Below are 20592 nucleotides of genomic sequence, written 5' to 3' on the forward strand. Positions count from 1 at the left end.
GGCGAAGGGCGGCGAGGTCTTCCGCTCGAAAACGCCGTTTTCGCGCCTTCCGCAATAGTGGTAATAGCTTCGCCCATGAAGAGCTTCCGCAACCGCCGCCGCGTGAACTTCCGCGCCGACGACATGTTCGCTTTGGTCAAGGATGTCGAATCCTATCCCAAATTCGTGCCGCTCTGCGAGGCGCTGCGCGTGCGCCGCCGCAGCACGACGGAGGAGGGGGTGGAGGTCATCCTCGCGGAGATGCAGGTGGGCTTCAAGGCGGTGTGCGAGCGCTTCACCAGCCGCGTGACCTGCGATCCGAACAAGCGCGAGATCCTCGTCGAATATGTCGATGGCCCGTTCAAGAAGCTCGAAAATCGCTGGACCTTCGCCGACGAGCCGGCCGGGCCGGATGGCGGCGCTCGCTCGGTCGTCGATTTCTACATCAATTACGAGTTCCGCAGCCGCACGCTCGGGCTGGTGATGGGGGCGATGTTCGACTCCGCCTTCCACAAATATTCGGACGCTTTCGTCAAGCGCGCCGGCGAGGTCTATGGCCGCCGCTGAGCGGCTTCTATCATCAGCTCCAGCGCTTGAACGACCGCGGCCCGCCGGATCGCCTCGCGCGTCTCGGGGCCGAAGCGGCGCTCGACATGCTCCACGCCGAAGCCTTTTCGCAGGCAGGCGAAATGGACGAGGCCCACGGGCTTCTCCGCGCTGCCGCCGCCGGGGCCGGCTATGCCCGTGATCGAAACGGCGATATCGGCGAAGGAGCGCTCGACGGCGCCGCTCGCCATGGCCCGCGCCGTCTCGGCGCTGACGGCGCCATAGCGCTCGAGAATGTCGTGAGGGACGCCGAGCATCTCCTCCTTGGCGGCGTTGGAATAGGTGACGAAGCCGCGATCGAAGGCGTCCGAGGAGCCGGCGATATCGGTGATCGCCCCGGCGACGAGCCCACCGGTGCAGGATTCGGCCGTTGCGATGCGCAGAGACTGCGCGCGGCAGAGGTCGAGCAGATGTTCGGCGAGGCGGGGCAGGTCGGGAGTGGGCATGTCGCAACGAGCTCGAACGGCTTGGATGGCGAGCATAATACCGCCCGCCGCGCCATCAAAGCGTCGCCGTCGGGCCGGGGCGGAGTCGATGAGGCGCGTGAGCAGACCTCCCCCCACACCCCCGACCTCACGCCGCGCGCGCGTCCCGCGTCGCCGCTACGCGCAAGCGGGCGACCAGATCGATCAATTCGCGCGTGCGGGCGGTGAGATCGACGTTGGCGCGCGAGGAGCGCGTCGCGATCACGGCGTTCTCGCGCGTCGCCCGATCGATCTCGCCGATCGCGAGGCAGACGCCGCCGAGGCTCGCGGCCTGCTCCTTCGCCGCTGCGGCGACCTCCGCCACCAGAGCGTCGGAGGCCGCGGTCAGCTCGGCGACTTCCGTCAAGGCGCGGCTCGTCTCATTCACGAGACCGACGCCGCGCTTCACCTGTATCTGAGCGGTGGAGACGAGCTGGCCGATCTCCTTCGCCGCCTGCAAGGAGCGCTGCGCGAGCGAGCGTACTTCCGAGGCGACCACGGCGAAGCCGCGGCCGGCCTCGCCGCTGCGCGCCGCCTCGACGCCGGCGTTGAGCGCGAGAAGATTGGTCTGAAAGGCGATCTCGTCGATGATGTCGACGATTTGGCCGATCTGCCGGGACGACGCCTCTATCGCGCTCATCGCGCCGATCGACTCGCGCAGGACGTCGCCGCCGCGCCGCGCGCTACCGCTGGCGCGCAGCACGAGATCGCGAACCTCGGCCGTCGTTTCGGCGGTGTGGCCGATCGCGGCCGTCGAGCGGTCGAGATCGGCGGTCGCTTTCTCGAGATCGACGGCCTGCCTTTCGCTGCGATCTGCGAGGCGGCCGGCGACCTCGGCGGCCTCCGCCGTCCCGTCGAGAACGGAGCGCGAATTGGCCGCCACCGCCGCTATGGCGCGGCGCAACTTCTCCACCGCTATGTTGAAATTCTGGCGCAGCGCCTCGTATTCGGCGGCGAAAGCCTCGTCGATCCGATAGGTCAGCTCGCCCTGGGAGAGATTTTCCAGCCCGCGGGCGAGGGCGGCGACGACCGCCGCCTGGTTTTCCGCCGTGCGGCGACGCTCCGCCTCCGCCATTTCCCGCAGCTCGGCCGCCGCTCGGCGCTGCGCCTCGGCCTCCTGCTCGAGCCGGCGCTTGTCCCGCGCCGCCGCCTCGAAGGCCAGCAGCGCCCGCGCCATGTCGCCGATCTCGTCCCGCCGCTCGACATATGGAACGCTGGCGTCGAAATCTCCGTCGGCGGCGCGCTTCATCGCGCGCGCGATCGTCGCCAACGGGCGGCGGATCTGCGTCGCGACGATCCATATGGCGGCGATGAGAGCGACGCTCGTCACCGCCGCGGGCACGGCGAACGTCAGCGCCTCCTCGCGGCCGCGAACATTCTCACGCGCGTGGCGCTCGGCGGCGAGACCGTCGAGCGTTCCCCGTACGAAGGTTTCCATCTCCGCGACCATTTTCTCGCGATTGGCGATGGTCGCCTCGTCATTGGCCTGCAGAAGCGCCGCCTTGGGAGAAATGGAGAGACCGAGCTCCACAGTGTCGTTCTGATAGGAAACGAATTCCTGCACGGCGAGCGCGATGCGCGTCTTGCGCTCGTCCGGGATGCGGCCGTCCGCCCGAGCGAGCAGCGCCTCGCTCGCCGCGCGAAGCTCGTCGAGCGTTCGCCGCAGCGTTCCGAGCTTTCCTTCGATCTCCGCCTTGCTGTCGGATGCGAAGACGGAATTGGCGACGATGGCCGAATGCTGGACGGATTGCGCGAGCCCGCGCGCCTGGAGGGCGAATGCATAGCTCGCCTCGAGAGCGTCCATCCGGCCGGCGTCGTGACGCGATTGCCAGAAGGCGAAAAGGGAGAGGCCGAGGGCGAGAGCGCCGAGCAGCGCGATGACCGCGCCGAGCTTGCCTGCGATGCTCGATGTGATTTTCATTGGACGCCGCGCGCGAGCGTTTCCAGACGCCGGCTCGGCGTCGGAAACGCGATGAGACAAAGCCGAGAGTGGCGGCATCATCCGCGGCGCATGTTTCGAAAAAACTAAGACTAAGCCATTCAAGCCATTATTTTTAATGACATTTCTATGACATCTCCCGCTACGGACGGTTTTGTCGCGACGCCACGATCATGCGGCCGAGGGCGCGAAACTCGTCGCCGCGGCGCGAGGATTTGCGCCAGACCAGCCCGATGATCCGGCGCGGCTCCGGCGGCTCGATCCGCAGCACGCGGACGTTTCCGCGCGCCGTCTCGATCGGCAAGCTCATTTCCGGGAGCAGCGTGCAGCCCATGCCCGCCGAGACCATCTGAACCAGCGTCGTCAGATTGGTCATGCCGAAAGTGTCGATGTTCAGCACATTGCGGCTCTCACAATAGCTGAGCGCCTGATCGCGCAGGCAATGGCCGTCCTCGAGCAGCAGAAGCCTTTGCGCTTTCAGCGTCTCCGCGCTGACGGAGCCTGCTTCCTCCGGCAATCCGCTCGAGGGAGCGGCGAGAAAGAAGCGGTCCTCGAAGAGCGCTATGGAGTCGAGCTCTGGATCGACGGGCGTCGCCAGCATGACGAGATCCAGAAGGCCGTCATCCAGCTCGGCCAGCAGCGTCGCCGTCTGCGCCTCGCGAATATGCAGAGGCCGCAGAGCGGCCGCGCCGCCGCCGAGCGCGTCGAACAAGGTCGGCAGAACATAGGGCGCGACCGTCGGGATGATGCCGAGGCGCAGCGGACAGAAATTCTGATCCGCCATCGTCTCCAGCTCCGAAATATCGGCGAGGATTCGGCGGGCGACCTTGGCGATCTCGCTGCCGGCGGCCGTCAGCGTGACCAATTTGCCGCGCCGCTCGACCAATTGCGCGCCGACCTCGGCCTCCAGCTCCTTGATCTGCATGGAGAGCGCCGGCTGCGTCACGGCGCAGAGGTCGGCCGCCTTGCCGAAATGCTCTGTGCGGGCGAGGGCGTCGAAGTAGCGGAGCTGCTTGGTCGTTATCATCAGTTTTCCTGATCGATGACGAAGAAAATCGAATTTTACCTAATCGATTTCGCGTCTTATAGCAAGCTGAGCGGGGGCGCGACGAGGAGGAAAATGCGATGGAAAAAATGAAGGAGAGGGCCGGAAGGTCATGCTTGCGCAGCGACTTGCGGCGATTTCTGCGGACGACGGCCGCGGCGATGGCGATCGTCGTCGGCGCGACGCTGGCCGTCTCGGCCGAGGGCGCGCCGCATCCCAATCAATTCTGGTGGCCGGACCAGCTCGATCTCTCGCCGCTGCGCCGCAACGCCGCGGAATCGAATCCGCTCGGCAAGGATTTCGACTATGCGAAGGCGTTCCAGTCGCTCGATCTCGCCGAGGTGAAGAAGGACATAGAGGCGGTATTGACGACCTCGCAGGACTGGTGGCCGGCGGACTATGGCAATTACGGGCCTTTCTTCATCCGCATGGCCTGGCACGGCGCGGGAACCTATCGCATTCACGACGGCCGCGGCGGCGCGAGCGGGGCGCAGCAGCGCTTCGAGCCGCTCAACAGCTGGCCGGACAACGCCAATCTCGACAAGGCGCGCCGGCTGCTGTGGCCGGTGAAGAAGAAATACGGCCAGAAGCTCTCCTGGGGCGATCTCATGGTGCTGACCGGCAATGTCGCCATGGAGAAGATGGGTTTTGCGACCTTCGGCTTCGGCGGCGGCCGTAGCGACGATTGGGAGCCCGATCTCGTCTATTGGGGCGCGCCCAAATTCATGGGCAATAATCGCGACAAGAGCGGCGCGCTGGAGAAGCCCCTGGGCGCGGTCCAGATGGGCCTCATCTATGTCAATCCCGAGGGGCCGAATGGCGTGCCGGACCCGCTGGCCGCGGCCAAGGACATAAGAGAAGCCTTCGGCCGCATGGCGATGAACGATGAGGAGACCGTCGCGCTGATCGCCGGCGGCCATACTTTCGGCAAGGCGCATGGCGCCAAATCGCCGGCCAAATGCGTCGGCCCTGCGCCGGCGGGCGAGAAGATCGAGGCGCAAGGCCTCGGCTGGGCCAATCGCTGCGGCTCCGGCAAGGGCGCGGATACGATCACCAGCGGGTTGGAAGGCGCCTGGTCGGTCGATCCGGTCTCCTTCACCACGCAATATCTGGACAATCTCTTCGGCCATGAGTGGGTCAAGACCAAGAGCCCGGCCGGCGCGACGCAATGGAAACCCAAGGATGCGGAGGACGTCGTCCCCGATGCGCACGAGCCCGGCAAGGCGCATCCGCTGATGATGTTCACCACCGATCTGGCGCTGAAATTCGACCCCGAATACAGCAAGATCGCCAAGCGCTTCCATGACGATCCCAATGCGTTCAAGCTGGCTTTCGCCAAGGCATGGTTCAAGCTCACTCATCGCGACATGGGGCCGCGTTCGCGCTATCTCGGCGCGCTGGTTCCGAAGGAGGAGCTGATCTGGCAGGATCCTGTGCCCGCGATCGACTACAAGCCGATCGAGGCCGCGGATATCGCCGGATTGAAGTCGAAAATCCTCGCTTCGGGCCTCACCGAAGCCGAGCTGATCCGAACGGCCTGGGCCTCGGCGGCCTCCTTCCGCGGCACGGATAAGCGCGGCGGCGCCAATGGCGCGCGCATTCGCCTCGCGCCGGAAAAGGATTGGGCCGTCAACGACCCCGCCGAGCTGGCGAAGGTCGTGACGGCGCTGGAGGAGGTGAAGGCCGGCTTCGACAAGGGGCGCGTCGACGGCAAGCGCGTGTCGATCGCCGATCTCATCGTGCTCGGCGGCTCCGCCGCGATCGAGGCCGCCGCCAAAAAAGCCGGCGTCACGGTCGAAGTTCCGGTCTCGACGGGGCGCGCGGACGCGACGCAAGCGCAGACGGATGTCGAATCCTTCGCGGTTCTCGAGCCGAAAGCCGACGGCTTCCGCAATTACTTCGCCAAAGGCGGCGAGAAATCGCCGGCGGAGGCCTTGGTCGATCGCGCGAGCCTGCTGGAGCTCACCGTCCCCGAGACCGCCGTTCTCGTCGGCGGAATGCGGGTCCTCGGCGCAAATGAGGGGAATTCGCGGGTGGGAGTCTTCACGTCACGGCCGGGCGTGCTGAGCAACGTGTTTTTCGTCAATCTGCTCGACATGTCCACGCAATGGAAGAAGTCGGCCGAGACGGAAGGCGTCTATGAAGGCCGCGACCGCAAGAGCGGCGCGCTCAAATGGACGGCGAGCGCCGTCGATCTGATCTTCGGCTCCAATTCCGAGCTGAGGGCAGTGGCGGAAGTCTACGCCTCGGACGATGCGAAAGAGAAGTTCGTGCGCGACTTCGTCGCCGCATGGGTCAAGGTGATGAATCTGGACCGCTTCGACTTGCGTAAGTCGTAATCGACGAAACTCCGGCCGGACTCCGCCCCCTCGGAGCTCGGCCGGCGAAATTCGTTCATGTAGCGGAATTCGGCAGTCGCACCGTCGCCAGCGCCAGCGCCGCCATGCCCTCCTGCCGCCCGGTGAAGCCCAGGCGCTCGGAGGTCGTGGCCTTCACGGCCACGCGGCCGATGTCGACCTCCATGATTTTCGCGAGGCTCTCGCGAATGGCGTCGCGATGCGGGCCGATCTTGGGCGCCTCGCAGACGATGGTCGCGTCGACATGGGAGATGATCCCGCCGCGCTCGCGCACGCGCTTTGCCGCGAAAGCCAGGAAGATGGAGGAGGGCGCCCCTCTCCACTGCTGGTCCGAGGGCGGGAAATGTTTTCCGATGTCGCCATCGGCCAGCGCGCCGAGCAGAGCGTCTGTGATGGCGTGGGCGAGCACATCGGCGTCGGAATGGCCGGCGAGGCCGTGGCTGTGCGGCACCGGAACGCCGCCGAGCCAGACCTTGTTGCCCTCGCCGAAGGCGTGGACGTCATAGCCCTGGCCGGTGCGAATGTCGGAGAGGTCGCCCAGCAATGCGTTTTGCGCGCGCAAGAAATCCTCCGGCGTGGTGAGCTTGAAATTAGTGGCGTCGCCCGGGAACACATGGACCTTATGGCCGGCGGCCTCGGCGACCATGCCGTCGTCGGTGAGCTCGCCGCCGCCGCTCGCGACCTTGCGATGCGCCTCGAGAATCAGCGGAAAGGCGAAGGACTGCGGCGTCTGCACGAAGCGCAGGCTCGCGCGGTCGGGAGTGGCGATGACGACGCCCTCGGCGTCGATCTGCTTCACCGTGTCGGCCAGCGGCAGGCCCGGCACCGCCGCGCCATGGACTCGCGCCGCCTCTATGGCCCTGGCGACGAGAGCCGGATCGGCGAAGGGCCGCGCGGCGTCCTGGATCAGCACAATCTCCGGCGCGGGGGAGAGGGCCGCCAGCGCCTCGAGCCCATTGCGCACGCTCTGCTGGCGCGTCGCGCCGCCGATCGCCGGCTCCAGCAGCCGCGCACGCGCGCTGTCCGATAATTCGGCGACGCTGCGCGCATAGAGCTCCGTGTCGTCGGCATGGATGGCGACGAGAAGCGAAGCCTGGGGCGCAGCCCGATGCATGGCTTCGAGCGTGCGCGCCAGCACAGACTTGCCGAGAAGCGAACGATATTGTTTTGGAAGGCTGTCGCCCGCCCGCACGCCGCGGCCGCCGGCGACGGTGAGGATCGCAATGGTCGAGGATGAGCTCATAGGAGGTTCCTCTCCCGCTTTTTCGGCTTCACGTCAATTTTCACTATTCTCGGGGATGTACGCATTGCGTACGTATGGCAGTCTGCATATAGTGTAGGCACGATGACAACTGATGAATTTATAGGCGAGACCATAGGAGCCACGCCTTTGCGCATCGGTTCGCTTCATCTCGAGGGGCGCGCCTTTCTGGCGCCTATGGCCGGCGTGACCGATCTCGCCATGCGGCGGATCGCATTGCGTTTCGGCGCTTCCGCGGCGGTCGGCGAGATGGTCGGGGCGAGCGCGCTGGCGCGCGGCGACGTCGAGGCCCGCCAGCGGCTGGACGGCTCCGGCATAGACGCCCATATCGTGCAGATCGCGGCGCGCGATCCCGCCGGCATAGCCGAGACGGCGCGCCACGCCGAGGCCGCGGGAGCGAGGCTGATCGACATCAACATGGGCTGCCCATGCAAGCGCGTGACCGGCGGCCTCGCCGGCGCGGCGCTGATGCGCGAGCCGGCGCTCGCCGCCGAGCTGGTCCGCGCCGCCGTCGGCGCGGTTTCCGTTCCGGTGAGCGTCAAGATGCGGCTCGGTTGGGACGACTCCAGCCGCAACGCCGCCGAGCTGGCGCGGCTGGTGGAGGCGGAGGGCGCCGTCATGGTGACGGTTCACGGCCGCACCCGCGCGCAATTCTACGAGGGCAAAGCGGATTGGCGGGCGATCGCCGCGGTCAAGGCCGCCGTAAAAATTCCGGTCGTGGCCAATGGCGATTGCGCCTCGCCGCAGGACGCCGAGGCGATGCTCGCGGCCTCCGGCGCCGATGCGGTGATGGTGGGGCGGGCGGCGATGGGCCGGCCCTGGCTCGTCGGCGACATCGCCCATTTTCTCGCCGCCGGGCGTCGCCGCGCGGCGCCCTCCGCCGTCGCGCGAATGGAGGCGGCGCTCGAGCATTTGGACGGTCTGCTGACCGCCATGGGCGCGAATTTGGGCCTGCGCCATGCGCGCAAGCATCTCTCCGCCTATGCCGAGCAGGCGGAGGGGGACGCGGAACAGCGCGCTGGTCTCCGTCGGGCGATGCTCGCTTCGTCCTCGGCCGAGGAGGTTCATGGCCTTCTTCGCCTTTTGTTCTCGCTCGAGCCGGCGCGAGGGGAGCCGGCTCCGGCATATTGCTGACGCGTATGTCCCGTAGAGGCTCGGCGCGCGCTTCGCGCCAGAGGAGTTCCGAGGTGTCGAGATGACCGCCGAATCCAATCCGCACCGGCGCAAGAGCGCGCTCGCCACGCCCGTCGGCGCGCGGCTGCGCGTGATCGCCGATGATAATCGCGCCTGCATCCTCGAAGCATTACCCAATGTGATCCTGGCGATCCGCCCGGACGGCGTGATCGTCGACGCCAACGCCGCGGCGGAATCCTTTTTCGAGATCGGCAAGCCGATCCTCATCGGCCAGGAGCTGAGCCGTCTCGTGCCCTTCGGCTCGCCGATTCTCGCGCTGATCGAGCAGGTGCGCGAGCGCGGCTCGGCGATCAATGAATATCGCATCGACCTCGGCCGCCCCGGCGCGGAGGGTGAAAGACGCGTCGATGTGCATTGTGCGCCGCTGCCGGACAGCGAAGGCGGCGTTCTGGTCGTGCTGCAAGAGCGCACAATTGCCGATAAAATAGACAGGCAGCTGACCCATAGGGGGGCGGCGCGCACTGTTTCTGGGCTGGCGGCAATGCTCGCGCATGAGATCAAGAACCCGCTATCGGGCATTCGCGGCGCCGCGCAGCTGTTGGAAAGCTCGGTGGGGGACGCCGACCGGGCGCTGACGCGGCTGATCTGCGAGGAGACCGACCGCATCGTCCGCCTCGTGGACCGGATGGAGGTGTTCTCCGACTCGCGGCCGCTGGAGCGCGAGAAGGTCAATATTCATGTCGTGCTGGACCATGTGAAGCGCGTCGCCCGCAGCGGCTTCGCCCGCCACATTCGCTTCATCGAGAATTACGACCCGTCGCTGCCGCCGGTCGCCGCCAATCGCGACCAGCTGGTCCAGGTCTTTCTCAATCTGGTCAAGAATGCGGCGGAGGCGATCGGCGACTCGATAGACGGCGAGATCGAGCTGTCCACCGCCTTCCGGCCGGGGGTCAGCCTTCGCACTGCCGGCGACAAGCGCCCGGTGGGGCTGCCGCTGGAATTCTGCGTGCGCGACAATGGCCGCGGCGTATCCGAGGACATAGCCGCGCATTTGTTCGATCCCTTCGTCACCACGAAGACTTCTGGAACTGGCCTCGGACTTGCACTGGTGGCCAAGATCGTCAATGACCACGGCGGCATCGTCGAATGCGAATCTCACCCGAGGCGTACCACTTTCCGTATTTTGATGCCGATGTATCGCAACAAGGACGAGGAGAAGAGAGCGGACGAGCGACGAGCCAGACGACAACATTCCGCCGCCGAGGGAACAGAGCCTGCGCCGACAGAGCGCCGCTCGTGAGAACGATCTGCTGGAGAAAAATCCGATGACCCACGGCGAGATTCTGGTCGCCGACGACGACGCCGCGATCAGAACTGTGGTGGCGCAGGCGCTTTCGCGCGCCGGCTATGAGGTGCGCACCACCGGAACGGCCGCGACCTTGTGGCGCTGGGTGCAATCGGGCGAGGGCGATCTCGTCGTCACCGATGTGGTGATGCCGGATGAAAACGCCTTCGAGCTGCTGCCGCGCATAAAGAAGCTGCGCCCCGATCTGCCGATCATCGTGATGAGCGCGCAGAACACTTTCATGACCGCGATCCGCGCCTCCGAGCGCGGCGCTTATGATTACCTGCCCAAGCCCTTCGATCTGAAGGAGCTGGTCGGCATCGTCGGCCGCGCCATGGCCGAGCCGCGCAAGAAGAACGAGATCGACGGCCCGGACGATATGGAGGGCATGCCCCTCGTCGGCCGCTCGCAGGCGATGCAGGAGATCTATCGCTCGCTGGCGCGGCTGATGCAGACCGATCTGACCGTCATGATCAATGGCGAGTCGGGCACGGGCAAGGAACTGGTCGCCCGCGCGCTGCACGACTATGGCAAGCGCAAGAAGGGCCCCTTCGTCGCCATCAACATGGCCGCCATCCCGCGCGATCTCATCGAGAGCGAGCTGTTCGGCCATGAGAAGGGCTCTTTCACCGGCGCCAATCAGCGCTCCATCGGCCGTTTCGAGCAGGCCGAAGGCGGCACCCTGTTCCTGGACGAGATCGGCGACATGCCGATGGAGGCGCAGACGCGGCTTTTGCGCGTGCTGCAGCAGGGCGAATATACGACCGTCGGCGGCCGCACGCCGATCAAGACCAATGTCCGCATCATCGCCGCGACCAATAAGGATCTGCGCGCGCTGATTCAGCAGGGCCTGTTCCGCGAGGACCTCTATTTCCGCCTCAACGTCGTGCCGCTGCGCCTGCCGCCGCTGCGCGAGCGCTCCGAGGATATCGCCGACCTCGTGCATCACTTCTTCAAGGTGGCGGCGAGCGAGGGCCTGCCGCAGAAATATATCGAGCAGGCGGCGCTCGACCGGATGAAGCGCTATCGCTGGCCCGGCAATATTCGCGAGCTGGAGAATCTCATTCGCCGACTCGCCGCCCTGCATCCGCAGGAGGTCATCACCGAGGCGGTGGTGGAGCTCGAGCTCGAGCATGAGATGCGTCAAGCCTCGCCCGGCGATCGGTCGCCGGCGGCGACGACCATTCTGGCCGATCTGCCGTCCGACAAGGATGTGACGCTCTCCACCTCGGTCGAGCAGCATCTCGCCAAGCTGTTCCGCGATCATGGCGATCGTCTGCCGCCGCCGGGCCTCTATCACCGCGTGATTCGCGAGATAGAGGTGCCGCTGATCTCCGCCGCGCTCGCTGCGACGCGCGGCAATCAGATCAAGGCGGCGGAGCTTTTGGGCCTCAACCGCAACACGCTGCGCAAGAAGGTCAACGACCTCGACATTCGGCTGATGCGCTCGCCGCGCTAAGGAAGCGTAGACTCCTTCTCCCGCTCGCGGGAGAAGGTGACCCTCGCGTCAGCGAGGGTCGGATGAGGGCCATTGCCGCTCATCCGAGGCTTTGAAAAAAAACAACTCTGTCCAGCAAACTCGAAGGACCCTCATCCGCCCCCGCTGCGCGGGGCCACCTTCTCCCGTAAACGGGAGAAGGGAGCGCGCGAGATTGCCTCTACCGGCGCCACGACCTATACAGGCGCATGTCCATGGCGGGAGACATTCAGGCGCCCGAGCCGCCGGCTGCGCCCAGGAAGCGATCCTGGCGGCTGTGGTTCGGGCCGATCGCGGTGGTCGCCGCCGTCGCCTGCGCGCTCGCCACCTTCTTCGTCATGGCCGAGCTCGCGCCCGTGGCGCCGACCAGCGACGTCGTCTATCCGCTCTTCTTCGCCGACGCCGTCGCGCTGGTTCTTCTGGTCGCTCTGGTGCTCGTCAAGGCGGGCACGCTCATCGGCTCCTGGCGGCGCGGCGCTGCGGCGGCCGGGCTGCATATTCGCATCCTCGCCTTCTTTTCCGCCTTGGCGCTGACGCCGGCGATCACCCTCGCCATCGTCGGCTCGGTGACGCTCGAGCGCGCGCTGAACCCGCAATTCCTCGCCATGGTGAAGACCTCCGTTCACAGCACGGCGGAGGCGGCGCGCGTGTTCCGCGAGACGCAATGCCGCTCGCTGCTGCAGGAGGCGCAGCTCTCCGCCTCGGACCTCGATCGCGCCCGCGCCATGTTCAACGCCGATCGCGGCCTGTTCCACGAGTTCTTCGTCTCGCGGGCGCGTTTCCTCGGCTTTTCCGTGGCGGCGATCGTCAAGACCGACGGGCAGATATTGGAGCGCGTCGATGTGACGGCGGACGGCTCCGCCATCGTCATTGCGCCGCCGGCCTCGGATTTCGAGGATGCGCGCAAGGGCGAGCCGCTCTGCCTCGTCATCGACGACGGGCTCACCTTCGTCGCGCTGCGGCCGCTGTCCAGCTTTCCCGACACATTCCTCTATGTGACGCGTCCGGTCGATCCTTTCGGCGTGCAATTCCCGGAGCAGGCGGCGAGCCTCATCGCCACCTATGACGCATTCGAGGCCTATCGCGGCGCGGTGAAGAGGGCCTTCACCGTCATGTACGCCTTGCTCGCCACCATAATGCTGCTGTCGGCCGTTTGGGTCGGGCTCGATTTCGTCGATCGGCTGGTGGCGCCGATTCGCGCGCTCATCGCCGCAACGGATCAGGTTTCCGCCGGCAATCTCGACGTGCGCGTCAATGTCGAGCGCTCGCATGGCGATCTCGCGCGGCTCGGCTCCGTCTTCAACAATATGACCAGCGAGATCGAGCAGCAGCAGAGCCGCCTGCTGGCCGCCAACCACCAGAACGAGGAGCGCCGCCTCTTCACCGAGGCGGTTCTCTCGGGCGTGCCGGCCGCCGTCATCGGCGTCGATGCGGAAGGGCGGATCAATGTGCTGAACCGCTCGGCGGAGGAGCTGCTCATCGGCGGGGCGGGGCCGGATGGGGCGGGGAAGGAAGGCGCTGCGGCGATCGGCGCGCGCGCGGCCGAGGCGCTCCCCGAGATCGCGCCCATTCTGGCCGACGCCGTCGAAGCGTTTCCGCGCGCCATTCAGACGCAGATCAACATAAGGCGCGGCGTCAAGGAGCTGACGCTCGCCGTCCGCGTCACCTCGGCGAGCACGCAGAAGGGCGGCGCGCATTTTGTCGTGACGCTGGACGACATCACCGATCTCGTCACCGCCCAGCGCACCTCCGCCTGGGCGGATGTGGCGCGGCGAATCGCCCATGAGATCAAAAATCCGCTGACGCCGATCCAGCTGTCCGCCGAGCGGCTGAAACGCAAATACGGCAAGCACATCACCTTCGAGCGCGACGTTTTCGACCAATGCACCGACACGATCGTGCGCCAGGTCGACGACATCAAGCGCATGGTCGACGAATTCGCCTCCTTCGCCCGCATGCCCAAGGCGCGGCCGGTGCGCGACGATCTCTGCGATTGCATGCGCCAAGCCTTTTTTCTGACGCGCGTCGCGCATAACGATGTGGAGATGACGCTCAATCTGCCGGAGGCGCCGGTCTTCGCCGTCTTCGATCGAAGGCTGCTGTCGCAGGCGCTCACCAACATTGTGAAGAACGCAGCTGAAGGCATAGAAGCGCGCGAGGACGCCGGCGCGCTCGCCGCCAAGCGCATCGACATCAGCCTCGGCGTGCGCGACGACATGGCCGAGATCGACGTCGTCGACAATGGCAAGGGCTTTCCGGCCTTCAACCGGCAGCGCCTGCTCGAGCCTTATATGACGACGCGCGCCGAGGGCACTGGGCTCGGCCTGCCTATTGTCGCCAAGATCATCGAGGACCATGGCGGCCGACTCGAATTGCTCGACGCCCCCTCCGGGACGGGCGCCTGCGTGCGCCTGCTGATTCCGCTCGCCGAGGCGGCGGCGGAGGAAACGCAGGCGCAGGCCCGGATTTCGTGAATGGTGAGGAACATGGTCAGCGACATTCTCATCGTCGACGATGAAGAAGACATCCGAGAGCTGGTCGCCGGCATTCTCGGCGACGAGGGCCATGGCGTGCGCACCGCCAAGGACGCCGATGGCGCGCTGGCCGCGATCGAGCAGCGCCGCCCGCATCTCGTCTTCCTCGACATCTGGCTGCAGGGCTCGCGCCTCGACGGCATGCAGGTGCTGGAGATCGTCCAGAAGCAGCACAAGGACCTGCCGGTGGTGATGATTTCCGGTCACGGCAATATCGAGACAGCGGTCAGCGCCATAAAGCTCGGCGCCTATGATTTCATAGAGAAACCCTTCAAGGCGGATCGTCTCGTGCTCGTCGCCGAGCGCGCGCTCGAGGCCTCGCATCTGCGCCGCGAGGTGAGCGCGCTGCGTCAGCGCGCCGGCGCCTCGGACCGCATCGTCGGCAGCTCCTTTCCGGCGCATCAGCTGCAGCAGGTGATCGCCCGCGTCGCGCCGGTGAATTCACGCGTGCTCATCACAGGCCAGCCGGGCTCCGGCAAGGAGCTCGCGGCGCGCTGCATCCATGCCGCCTCGCAACGCGCCGCCGGTCCCTTCGTCGTCATCAATGCGGCGACGATCACGCCGGAGAATATGGAAATAGAGCTGTTCGGCAGCGAGGGCGGCGAGGGCGCGCGCAAGATCGGCGCGCTGGAGGAGGCCCATGGCGGCACGCTCTTCCTCGACGAGATCGCCGACATGCCGAAGGACACGCAGGCGAAGATTTTGCGCGTCCTGGTCGAGCAGAATTTTCAGCGGGTCGGCGGAACGGCGCGCGTCGAGGTCGATGTGCGGATCATCTCCTCCTCGGCGCGCGATCTCGCCTCGGCGATAGAGGAGGGCGCGTTGCGCGAGGATCTCTTCCATCGCCTGTCGGTGGTGCCGATTCGCATCCCCTCGCTCGCCGAGCGACGCGAGGATATCCCCGAGCTCATCGAATATTTCATGGAGCAGGTCTCGGCGACCTCCGGCATGCCGCGCCGCAAGATCAGCGAGGACGCGCTCGCTGTGATGCAATTGCACGATTGGCCCGGCAATATCCGCCAGCTGCGCAACAATGTGGAGCGGCTGATGATTCTGACCGCCGGCGACGCGACGGCGGAGATTTCCGCCGAGATGCTGCCGTCCGAGATCGGCCAGCTCGTTCCCGCCACTCCAGCCGGCGTGCGCGGCGAGAAGCTGATGAGCCTGCCGCTGCGCGAGGCGCGCGAAGTGTTCGAGAGAGAATATCTGATCGCCCAGCTCAATCGCTTCAGCAACAATATTTCCCGAACGGCCGAGTTCATTGGAATGGAGCGATCGGCGCTCCATCGCAAGCTGAAGTCGCTCGCCATCGAATGAGCGACAAATCTCGCCGTTACAAGATCTTGCGAAATTTTCCTATTGGCTCTGCGGCGGTTTGGCTCTAGTTGATGCGTTTCGTCTCGTCGTAAACTCGTCGAAACAGCGGGTTACAGGACCGTAAGGGGAGGCCTTTGGCCGCATGAGGGAGTTGCGTCTTGCGCATCGCGCCGACGCGGGCTCTAATGTGCGGTCGGATGGCTATGGACCGATAAGAGCGACGCAAATCGCCCCGATAACGAAAAACAGAACAGGATAGCCGATGTCCTCCGAACGCGCGCAGAATCTGCAAGACACGTTTTTGAATTACGTGCGGAAGAACAAAGTCCCGCTCACGATTTTTCTGGTCAATGGCGTCAAACTGCAGGGCATCGTGACCTGGTTCGACAATTTCTGCCTCCTGCTGCGGCGCGATGGGCATTCCCAGCTCGTCTACAAGCATGCGATCTCGACGATCATGCCCGGCCATCCGATTCATATGTTTGAGCCGGGCGAGGAGGGCGAGCAGAGCCCGCCGGAGCGCCATCGCTGAGTGGGGATTCATCGAGAGGCGGCGTTTTCCGTTTTCTGGTAGGAGTCCGCGCGAGAACTATAAAAGGCTGGCGAGACGCGCGGCGAATCGCCGAGGCGCTCGGCTCGGCGGGTCGAGGTGAGGTTGAACGAAAAAGCATCAGCGTCCGAGGACCGGACGGCCGGCGCGCCCACGAAAGCGCTCGTGGTCGGCCCCTATCCCACGCGGCCGCGCGCTTCGGAGAGCGGCGCCGGGCAGGGGGCGGAGCGTGATCCCGTCGCACGGCTGGCGGAGGCCGTCGGCCTCGCCGAGGCGATCGAGCTCGACATCGTCGGAGAGATCGGCGTCTCGCTGCATGATGTGCGGCCGGCGACCTATCTCGGCAAAGGCAAGGTGGAGGAGATCGCCGAGACGGTGAAAGCCGCGGAGGTCGAGCTCGTCACCATGGATTGCCAGCTCTCGCCGGTTCAGCAGCGCAATCTCGAGAAGGCCTGGGGCGCGAAGGTCATCGACCGCACCGGCCTGATCCTCGAGATTTTCGGCCGCCGCGCCCGCACCAAGGAGGGCTCGCTGCAGGTCGAGCTCGCCCATCTCGCCTATCAGAAATCGCGGCTCGTGCGCAGCTGGACCCATCTCGAGCGCCAGCGCGGCGGCTTCGGCTTTCTGGGCGGCCCCGGCGAGACGCAGATCGAGACGGACCGCCGCCTGATCGAGGAGCGCATGGCGCGCATCGAGCGCGACCTCGATCAGGTCAAGCGCACGCGCGGCCTGCATCGCAAGAAGCGGCGCGAGGTTCCCTATCCGGTCGTCGCTCTGGTCGGCTACACCAACGCCGGCAAATCGACACTGTTCAACCGGCTGACCAAGGCCGGCGTGCTGGCCGAGGACATGCTGTTCGCGACGCTCGATCCGACGCTTCGCCAGATTCGCCTGCCGCATGGCGCCAAAGTGCTGCTCTCCGACACGGTCGGCTTCATCTCCGATCTGCCGACCATGCTGATCTCCGCCTTCCGCGCCACGCTGGAGGAGGTGACGCTCGCCGATGTGATCCTGCATGTGCGCGACGTCTCACATCCCGATCGGGAGGCGCAGGCCGCCGATGTCGAATCCATTCTCGGCGAGCTCGGCCTTTCCGGCGAAGCGGGAACGCGCATTCTCGAAGTGTGGAACAAGATCGACGCGCTCGACGACGAGATCGTCGCCGCGATGAAAATCGCCGCGCGTGGAAAGAAGAACGTCGATCGGCCGTCTCTCGTTTCGGCGCTGACCGGGGAGGGCCTCGACGCTCTGCTCGAGCGCATAGAGACGCGTCTCGCCGAAGGGCGCATTCAGCTCGAGGTCGAGCTCGATCCCGCCGACGGCGCCGGCATCGCCTGGCTGCACGCCCATACGGAGGTGCTGGATCGCCAGACGCTGGCCGATGGCCGCGCGCGGCTCATCGTGCGCGTCGCGCCGGAGCGATTTGACGGGGTCACGCGCCGCTATCCGCAGGCCGAGGTGCGCGCTCGGGCGTCATCCAAGCGGCGCGCGCGCTAATTCCTCCTCTCGGCGCGCCTCGAGTCCCGAGGCGCTGGAACCGGCGGAACGCATCATGGATCGAATTTATCTGATCGTCGCTATTCTCTCCGAGGTGGTCGGCACCTCGGCGCTCAAGGCGAGCGAGGCTTTTTCCAAGCCGCTGCCGTCGGTCATCGTCGTCATCGGCTATGGCGTGTCGTTTTTTCTGCTGTCGCTCGCGCTGCGCAGCATTCCGGTCGCCGTCGCCTATGCGATATGGTCCGGCGTCGGCCAAGCGCTGATCGCCGTCGTCGCCTGGTTCGCTTTCCATCAGAGGCTCAACGCCGGGGAAATGGCCGGCATGGGCCTCATCATCGCCGGCGTCGTCGTTCTGAGCCTGTTTTCCCAGACCGCCCATTGAGGATGTTTCGATGCCGCTCGCCTTGCTCATCGGCAATAAGGGCTATTCCTCCTGGTCGCTGCGCGCCTGGCTGCTGCTGAAGCAGCTCGGAATCGAATTCGAGGAAATATTGGTTCCGCTCTATCAGGCGGACTCCAAGGCGAAGCTCCTCGCCTTCTCGCCGGCCGGTAAGGTTCCGGCGCTGCGCGCCGACGATATTCTGGTCTGGGAATCGCTCGCCATCGTCGAATTCATCGCCGAGCGCTTTCCCGATCTGCCGGTCTGGCCGCGCGATCCGGCGGCGCGGGCTCTGGCGCGCTCGCTCTCGGCCGAGATGCATGCCGGCTTCACCGCGCTGCGCAGCGAATATCCCACCAATTTTCGTCGCGCGCCCGGCGCCATCGCAGCGCCGAGCGCTGCGGCCGCCGCCGATATCGCGCGCATAGACGCCGCCTGGAGCGACGCGCGCGCGCGTTTCGGCGGGCAGGGGCCGTTTCTCTTCGGCGAATTCTCTGCCGCCGACGCCATGTTCGCGCCGGTCGTCTGCCGATTCTCGGCCTATCGGCTCGACGTCTCGCCGCAGGCGCAGGATTATATGCGCGCGATCGAGGCGCTGCCGGCCTATCGGGAATGGGTGGAAAGCGGCCGCGCCGAGCCCTGGGTCCTCGAGAAATTCGAGAAGTGATTTCGGCGCATCGAAATCACTTCCGCTCGTCGGCCTTGGCGGCCTGCCACAGCGCTTCCATCTCGTCGAGCGTCGATTGCTTCGGGCTCTTGCCCTTTTCCGCGAGCGCGCGCTCGATATAGCGGAAGCGCCGCTCGAATTTGGCGTTGGCGCCGCGCAGCGCCTGCTCTGGATCGGCGCCGACATGGCGGGCGAGATTGGCGACGGCAAAGAGAAGATCGCCGATTTCCTCGACGACGGCGGGCGCATGCGGGGCGCCGCCGACGCCCAGCTCCGCCTCCACTTCCAGCGTCTCCTCGCGGATTTTCTCCAGCACGAGACGCGCGTCGGCCCAATCGAAGCCGACCTTTCCCGCCTTTTCCTGAAGCTTCACCGCGCGCGTCAGAGCGGGCAGGGCAGGCGGAACGCCGTCGAGCAGGCCGGCCGGCTCTTCTATGCCGCGGCGCTCGGCGCGAGCCCTCTTCTCCTGCGCTTTGATCTCGGCCCATTGAAGGGCGACATCCTCCGCCGAGGCGGCGGATTTGTCGCCGAACACATGCGGATGCCGGCGGATGAGCTTGTCCGAGATCGCCTCTGCCACATCGGCGAAGGCGAAAGCGCCGCCCTCCTCGGCCAATCGGGCGTGAAAGACCACCTGCAGCAGCAGATCGCCGAGCTCGTCGCGAAGATCGCCGAGATCGCCGCGCTCTATGGCGTCGACGACCTCATAGGCCTCCTCGAGCGTGTAGGGAGCGATGCTGGCGAAGTCCTGCTCGAGATCCCAAGGGCAGCCGGTTCCGGGAGTGCGCAAGGCCGCCATTATGCCGAGGAGGCGCGCGATCGCGTCCTGCGTCATCGGCGGACCTCGAAGAGGCGGGAGGGGCGCTGAGAAGCGCGAGCGACGCGTTGTTTTGACGCAGCAGGGCGCGGAAAAAAATGCGAGGAATCCGAAACGCTTTGCTCTAACATGAGTGCCGGATCTCGACTGCGCCCTTGGTCTAACCGCCCTCCGCAGTCGATCCGAGGGTCCGGGGCCAGATTACGCCTTGCAAACGACAGCGCCTCGGACCCGACTTGCGCATCCGAGGTGAGTTCGTCGTCGCCTTTCGGCGCGTAGCCGCAAGCCGGGAACGACTTGCGGCCCACTGATTTTAAAAGCCTCAGTCGAGCGTGATCGACAGCGCTTCGCGACCCTTGGCCGTGTCGACGACCTGCATCGTCACGGGCTGGCCTTCGGCGAGATGATTGACGCCGGAGGGACCGAGGATCGAGATATGGACGAAGACGTCCTTCCCGCCATCATTCGACTGCACGAAGCCGAAGCCCTTGGTCTCGTCGAACCATTTGACCTTGCCGGAGACCGGCACGGCCGTCGACGGATCGGGAGCCTGGCGGCGAGGCGGACGATCGAAGCCGCCGCTGCCACCGCTGCTGCTGCGCGGACGCTCTGCGGTCGCGGTCGAAAGATCGACCTCGAGCACACGAGTGACCTGCTGGCCCTTGACCGAGCTCGACACCTGCACCTTCAGCTTCGCTCCGGGCGGCAGGGCGTCATAGCCCGCAGCCTGAACGGCGCCGATATGCAGGAACGCGTCGCCCGTGCCATTGCCGAGCTCCACGAAGCCGAAGCCTTTTTCGGGCTTGAACCATTTCACGACCGCGTCGATCGCGGGCTCGTTCGAGGACGGGGGCGGCGCATCGCCAAATCCACCACCTCCGCCGAATGGCGACCGCGGCGGCCGGCTGGGCCGCGGGCTGTCATAGCCGTATGGGGGGTCGTCGTCGAACCCACGCTTTCTGGGTCCCCGGAAGTCTCGACCTTTGCTGCTCATGTCTTGGTACTCGTCTCCGCCATCCGCCAAAAGACCGCTATAGCCACATGCACGGCCTCTCGCCGGGCGCAAAAGCGCCGACGACGCACGCGTCCGCCGGCGTCTCGCGGAGAGCCGGTTTTGGTGCGTTCGTAAGTGTGCCAGTTGAATGCCATATAGTCCCGCGCAATCGCCTTTTTACCAGGAAGCGGCCCAGTCTGGCTAGATGAATTCGCCAGCATTTTCGAAAA

General features: G+C 65.9%; 17 protein-coding genes. 11 read left to right on the forward strand and 6 right to left on the reverse strand.

What is annotated here, in order from left to right; translation table 11 throughout:
* The first annotated feature begins 75 nt into the window (after positions 1 to 75).
* The gene (locus METLW4_RS0106305) at positions 76 to 546 is read left to right on the forward strand and encodes a type II toxin-antitoxin system RatA family toxin (protein ID WP_018265360.1); all 471 of its coding nucleotides are present in this window, start codon (positions 76 to 78) and stop codon (positions 544 to 546) included.
* Here the strand turns inward: METLW4_RS0106305 and METLW4_RS0106310 are convergent.
* The 3 genes from METLW4_RS0106310 to METLW4_RS0106320 all read right to left on the reverse strand — a co-directional run bounded on the left by METLW4_RS0106310 (position 531) and on the right by METLW4_RS0106320 (position 4015).
* A complete protein-coding gene (locus METLW4_RS0106310; protein ID WP_018265361.1) occupies positions 531 to 1031 on the reverse strand; it encodes a CinA family protein in 501 nt (166 codons plus the stop codon). The two genes, METLW4_RS0106305 and METLW4_RS0106310, sit on opposite strands and share 16 nt — an antisense overlap.
* Before the next feature lie 127 nt (positions 1032 to 1158).
* Entirely contained in the window at positions 1159 to 2970 is a 1812-nt protein-coding gene (locus METLW4_RS24135) for a methyl-accepting chemotaxis protein (RefSeq protein WP_018265362.1), read from the reverse strand.
* 160 nt (positions 2971 to 3130) lie between these two features.
* Positions 3131 to 4015, reverse strand: a complete 885-nt coding sequence (locus tag METLW4_RS0106320) for a hydrogen peroxide-inducible genes activator (RefSeq protein ID WP_018265363.1) — start codon at positions 4013 to 4015, stop codon at positions 3131 to 3133.
* Positions 4016 to 4194: 179 nt separating this feature from the next.
* On the opposite strand from METLW4_RS0106320, the gene katG reads away from it, so the two are divergent.
* On the forward strand, positions 4195 to 6372 hold the full coding sequence (gene katG / locus METLW4_RS0106325; protein WP_043332308.1) for a catalase/peroxidase HPI: 2178 nt from the start codon (positions 4195 to 4197) through the stop codon (positions 6370 to 6372).
* 55 nt (positions 6373 to 6427) lie between these two features.
* Here the strand turns inward: katG and METLW4_RS0106330 are convergent, their stop codons facing one another.
* On the reverse strand, positions 6428 to 7633 hold the full coding sequence (locus METLW4_RS0106330; RefSeq protein ID WP_018265365.1) for a bifunctional 2-C-methyl-D-erythritol 4-phosphate cytidylyltransferase/2-C-methyl-D-erythritol 2,4-cyclodiphosphate synthase: 1206 nt from the start codon (positions 7631 to 7633) through the stop codon (positions 6428 to 6430).
* 147 nt (positions 7634 to 7780) lie between these two features.
* Between METLW4_RS0106330 and dusB the strand changes: the two genes are divergently transcribed.
* The 9 genes from dusB to METLW4_RS0106375 all read left to right on the forward strand — a co-directional run bounded on the left by dusB (position 7781) and on the right by METLW4_RS0106375 (position 18551).
* Positions 7781 to 8785 carry a tRNA dihydrouridine synthase DusB gene (gene dusB, locus METLW4_RS24140; RefSeq protein WP_018265366.1) on the forward strand — a complete coding sequence of 335 codons (1005 nt, stop codon included), beginning with the start codon at positions 7781 to 7783 and terminating at the stop codon, positions 8783 to 8785.
* A 61-nt stretch (positions 8786 to 8846) separates the two neighbouring features.
* The gene (locus METLW4_RS0106340; protein WP_018265367.1) at positions 8847 to 10085 is read left to right on the forward strand and encodes a two-component system sensor histidine kinase NtrB; all 1239 of its coding nucleotides are present in this window, start codon (positions 8847 to 8849) and stop codon (positions 10083 to 10085) included.
* 25 nt (positions 10086 to 10110) lie between these two features.
* Positions 10111 to 11589 carry a nitrogen regulation protein NR(I) gene (gene ntrC / locus METLW4_RS0106345; RefSeq protein WP_018265368.1) on the forward strand — a complete coding sequence of 493 codons (1479 nt, stop codon included), beginning with the start codon at positions 10111 to 10113 and terminating at the stop codon, positions 11587 to 11589.
* A 227-nt stretch (positions 11590 to 11816) separates the two neighbouring features.
* The gene (locus METLW4_RS0106350) at positions 11817 to 14081 is read left to right on the forward strand and encodes a sensor histidine kinase NtrY-like (protein ID WP_018265369.1); all 2265 of its coding nucleotides are present in this window, start codon (positions 11817 to 11819) and stop codon (positions 14079 to 14081) included.
* Between the two features lie 12 nt (positions 14082 to 14093).
* Positions 14094 to 15458, forward strand: coding sequence for a nitrogen assimilation response regulator NtrX (gene ntrX, locus METLW4_RS0106355; protein WP_018265370.1), 1365 nt, complete (start codon positions 14094 to 14096; stop codon positions 15456 to 15458).
* A 262-nt stretch (positions 15459 to 15720) separates the two neighbouring features.
* The gene (gene hfq, locus METLW4_RS0106360; protein ID WP_018265371.1) at positions 15721 to 15990 is read left to right on the forward strand and encodes an RNA chaperone Hfq; all 270 of its coding nucleotides are present in this window, start codon (positions 15721 to 15723) and stop codon (positions 15988 to 15990) included.
* Positions 15991 to 16113: 123 nt separating this feature from the next.
* Positions 16114 to 17505: a GTPase HflX gene (hflX, locus tag METLW4_RS24145; protein ID WP_018265372.1), complete on the forward strand. Its 1392-nt coding sequence runs from the start codon at positions 16114 to 16116 to the stop codon at positions 17503 to 17505.
* A 55-nt stretch (positions 17506 to 17560) separates the two neighbouring features.
* A complete protein-coding gene (locus tag METLW4_RS0106370; RefSeq protein ID WP_018265373.1) occupies positions 17561 to 17887 on the forward strand; it encodes a DMT family transporter in 327 nt (108 codons plus the stop codon).
* Between the two features lie 10 nt (positions 17888 to 17897).
* Entirely contained in the window at positions 17898 to 18551 is a 654-nt protein-coding gene (locus tag METLW4_RS0106375) for a glutathione S-transferase family protein (RefSeq protein WP_018265374.1), read from the forward strand.
* Between the two features lie 16 nt (positions 18552 to 18567).
* Here METLW4_RS0106375 and mazG read toward each other — a convergent pair whose 3' ends face one another.
* Both mazG and METLW4_RS0106385 read right to left on the reverse strand, forming a co-directional pair.
* Complete coding sequence (mazG, locus tag METLW4_RS0106380; protein ID WP_018265375.1) at positions 18568 to 19386, reverse strand: nucleoside triphosphate pyrophosphohydrolase; 819 nt, start codon at positions 19384 to 19386, stop codon at positions 18568 to 18570.
* A 304-nt stretch (positions 19387 to 19690) separates the two neighbouring features.
* Positions 19691 to 20362, reverse strand: a complete 672-nt coding sequence (locus METLW4_RS0106385) for a cold-shock protein (protein ID WP_026191300.1) — start codon at positions 20360 to 20362, stop codon at positions 19691 to 19693.
* Positions 20363 to 20592 lie beyond the last annotated feature (230 nt).

Source organism: Methylosinus sp. LW4 (assembly GCF_000379125.1).
Classification (GTDB): Bacteria; Pseudomonadota; Alphaproteobacteria; order Rhizobiales; family Beijerinckiaceae; genus Methylosinus.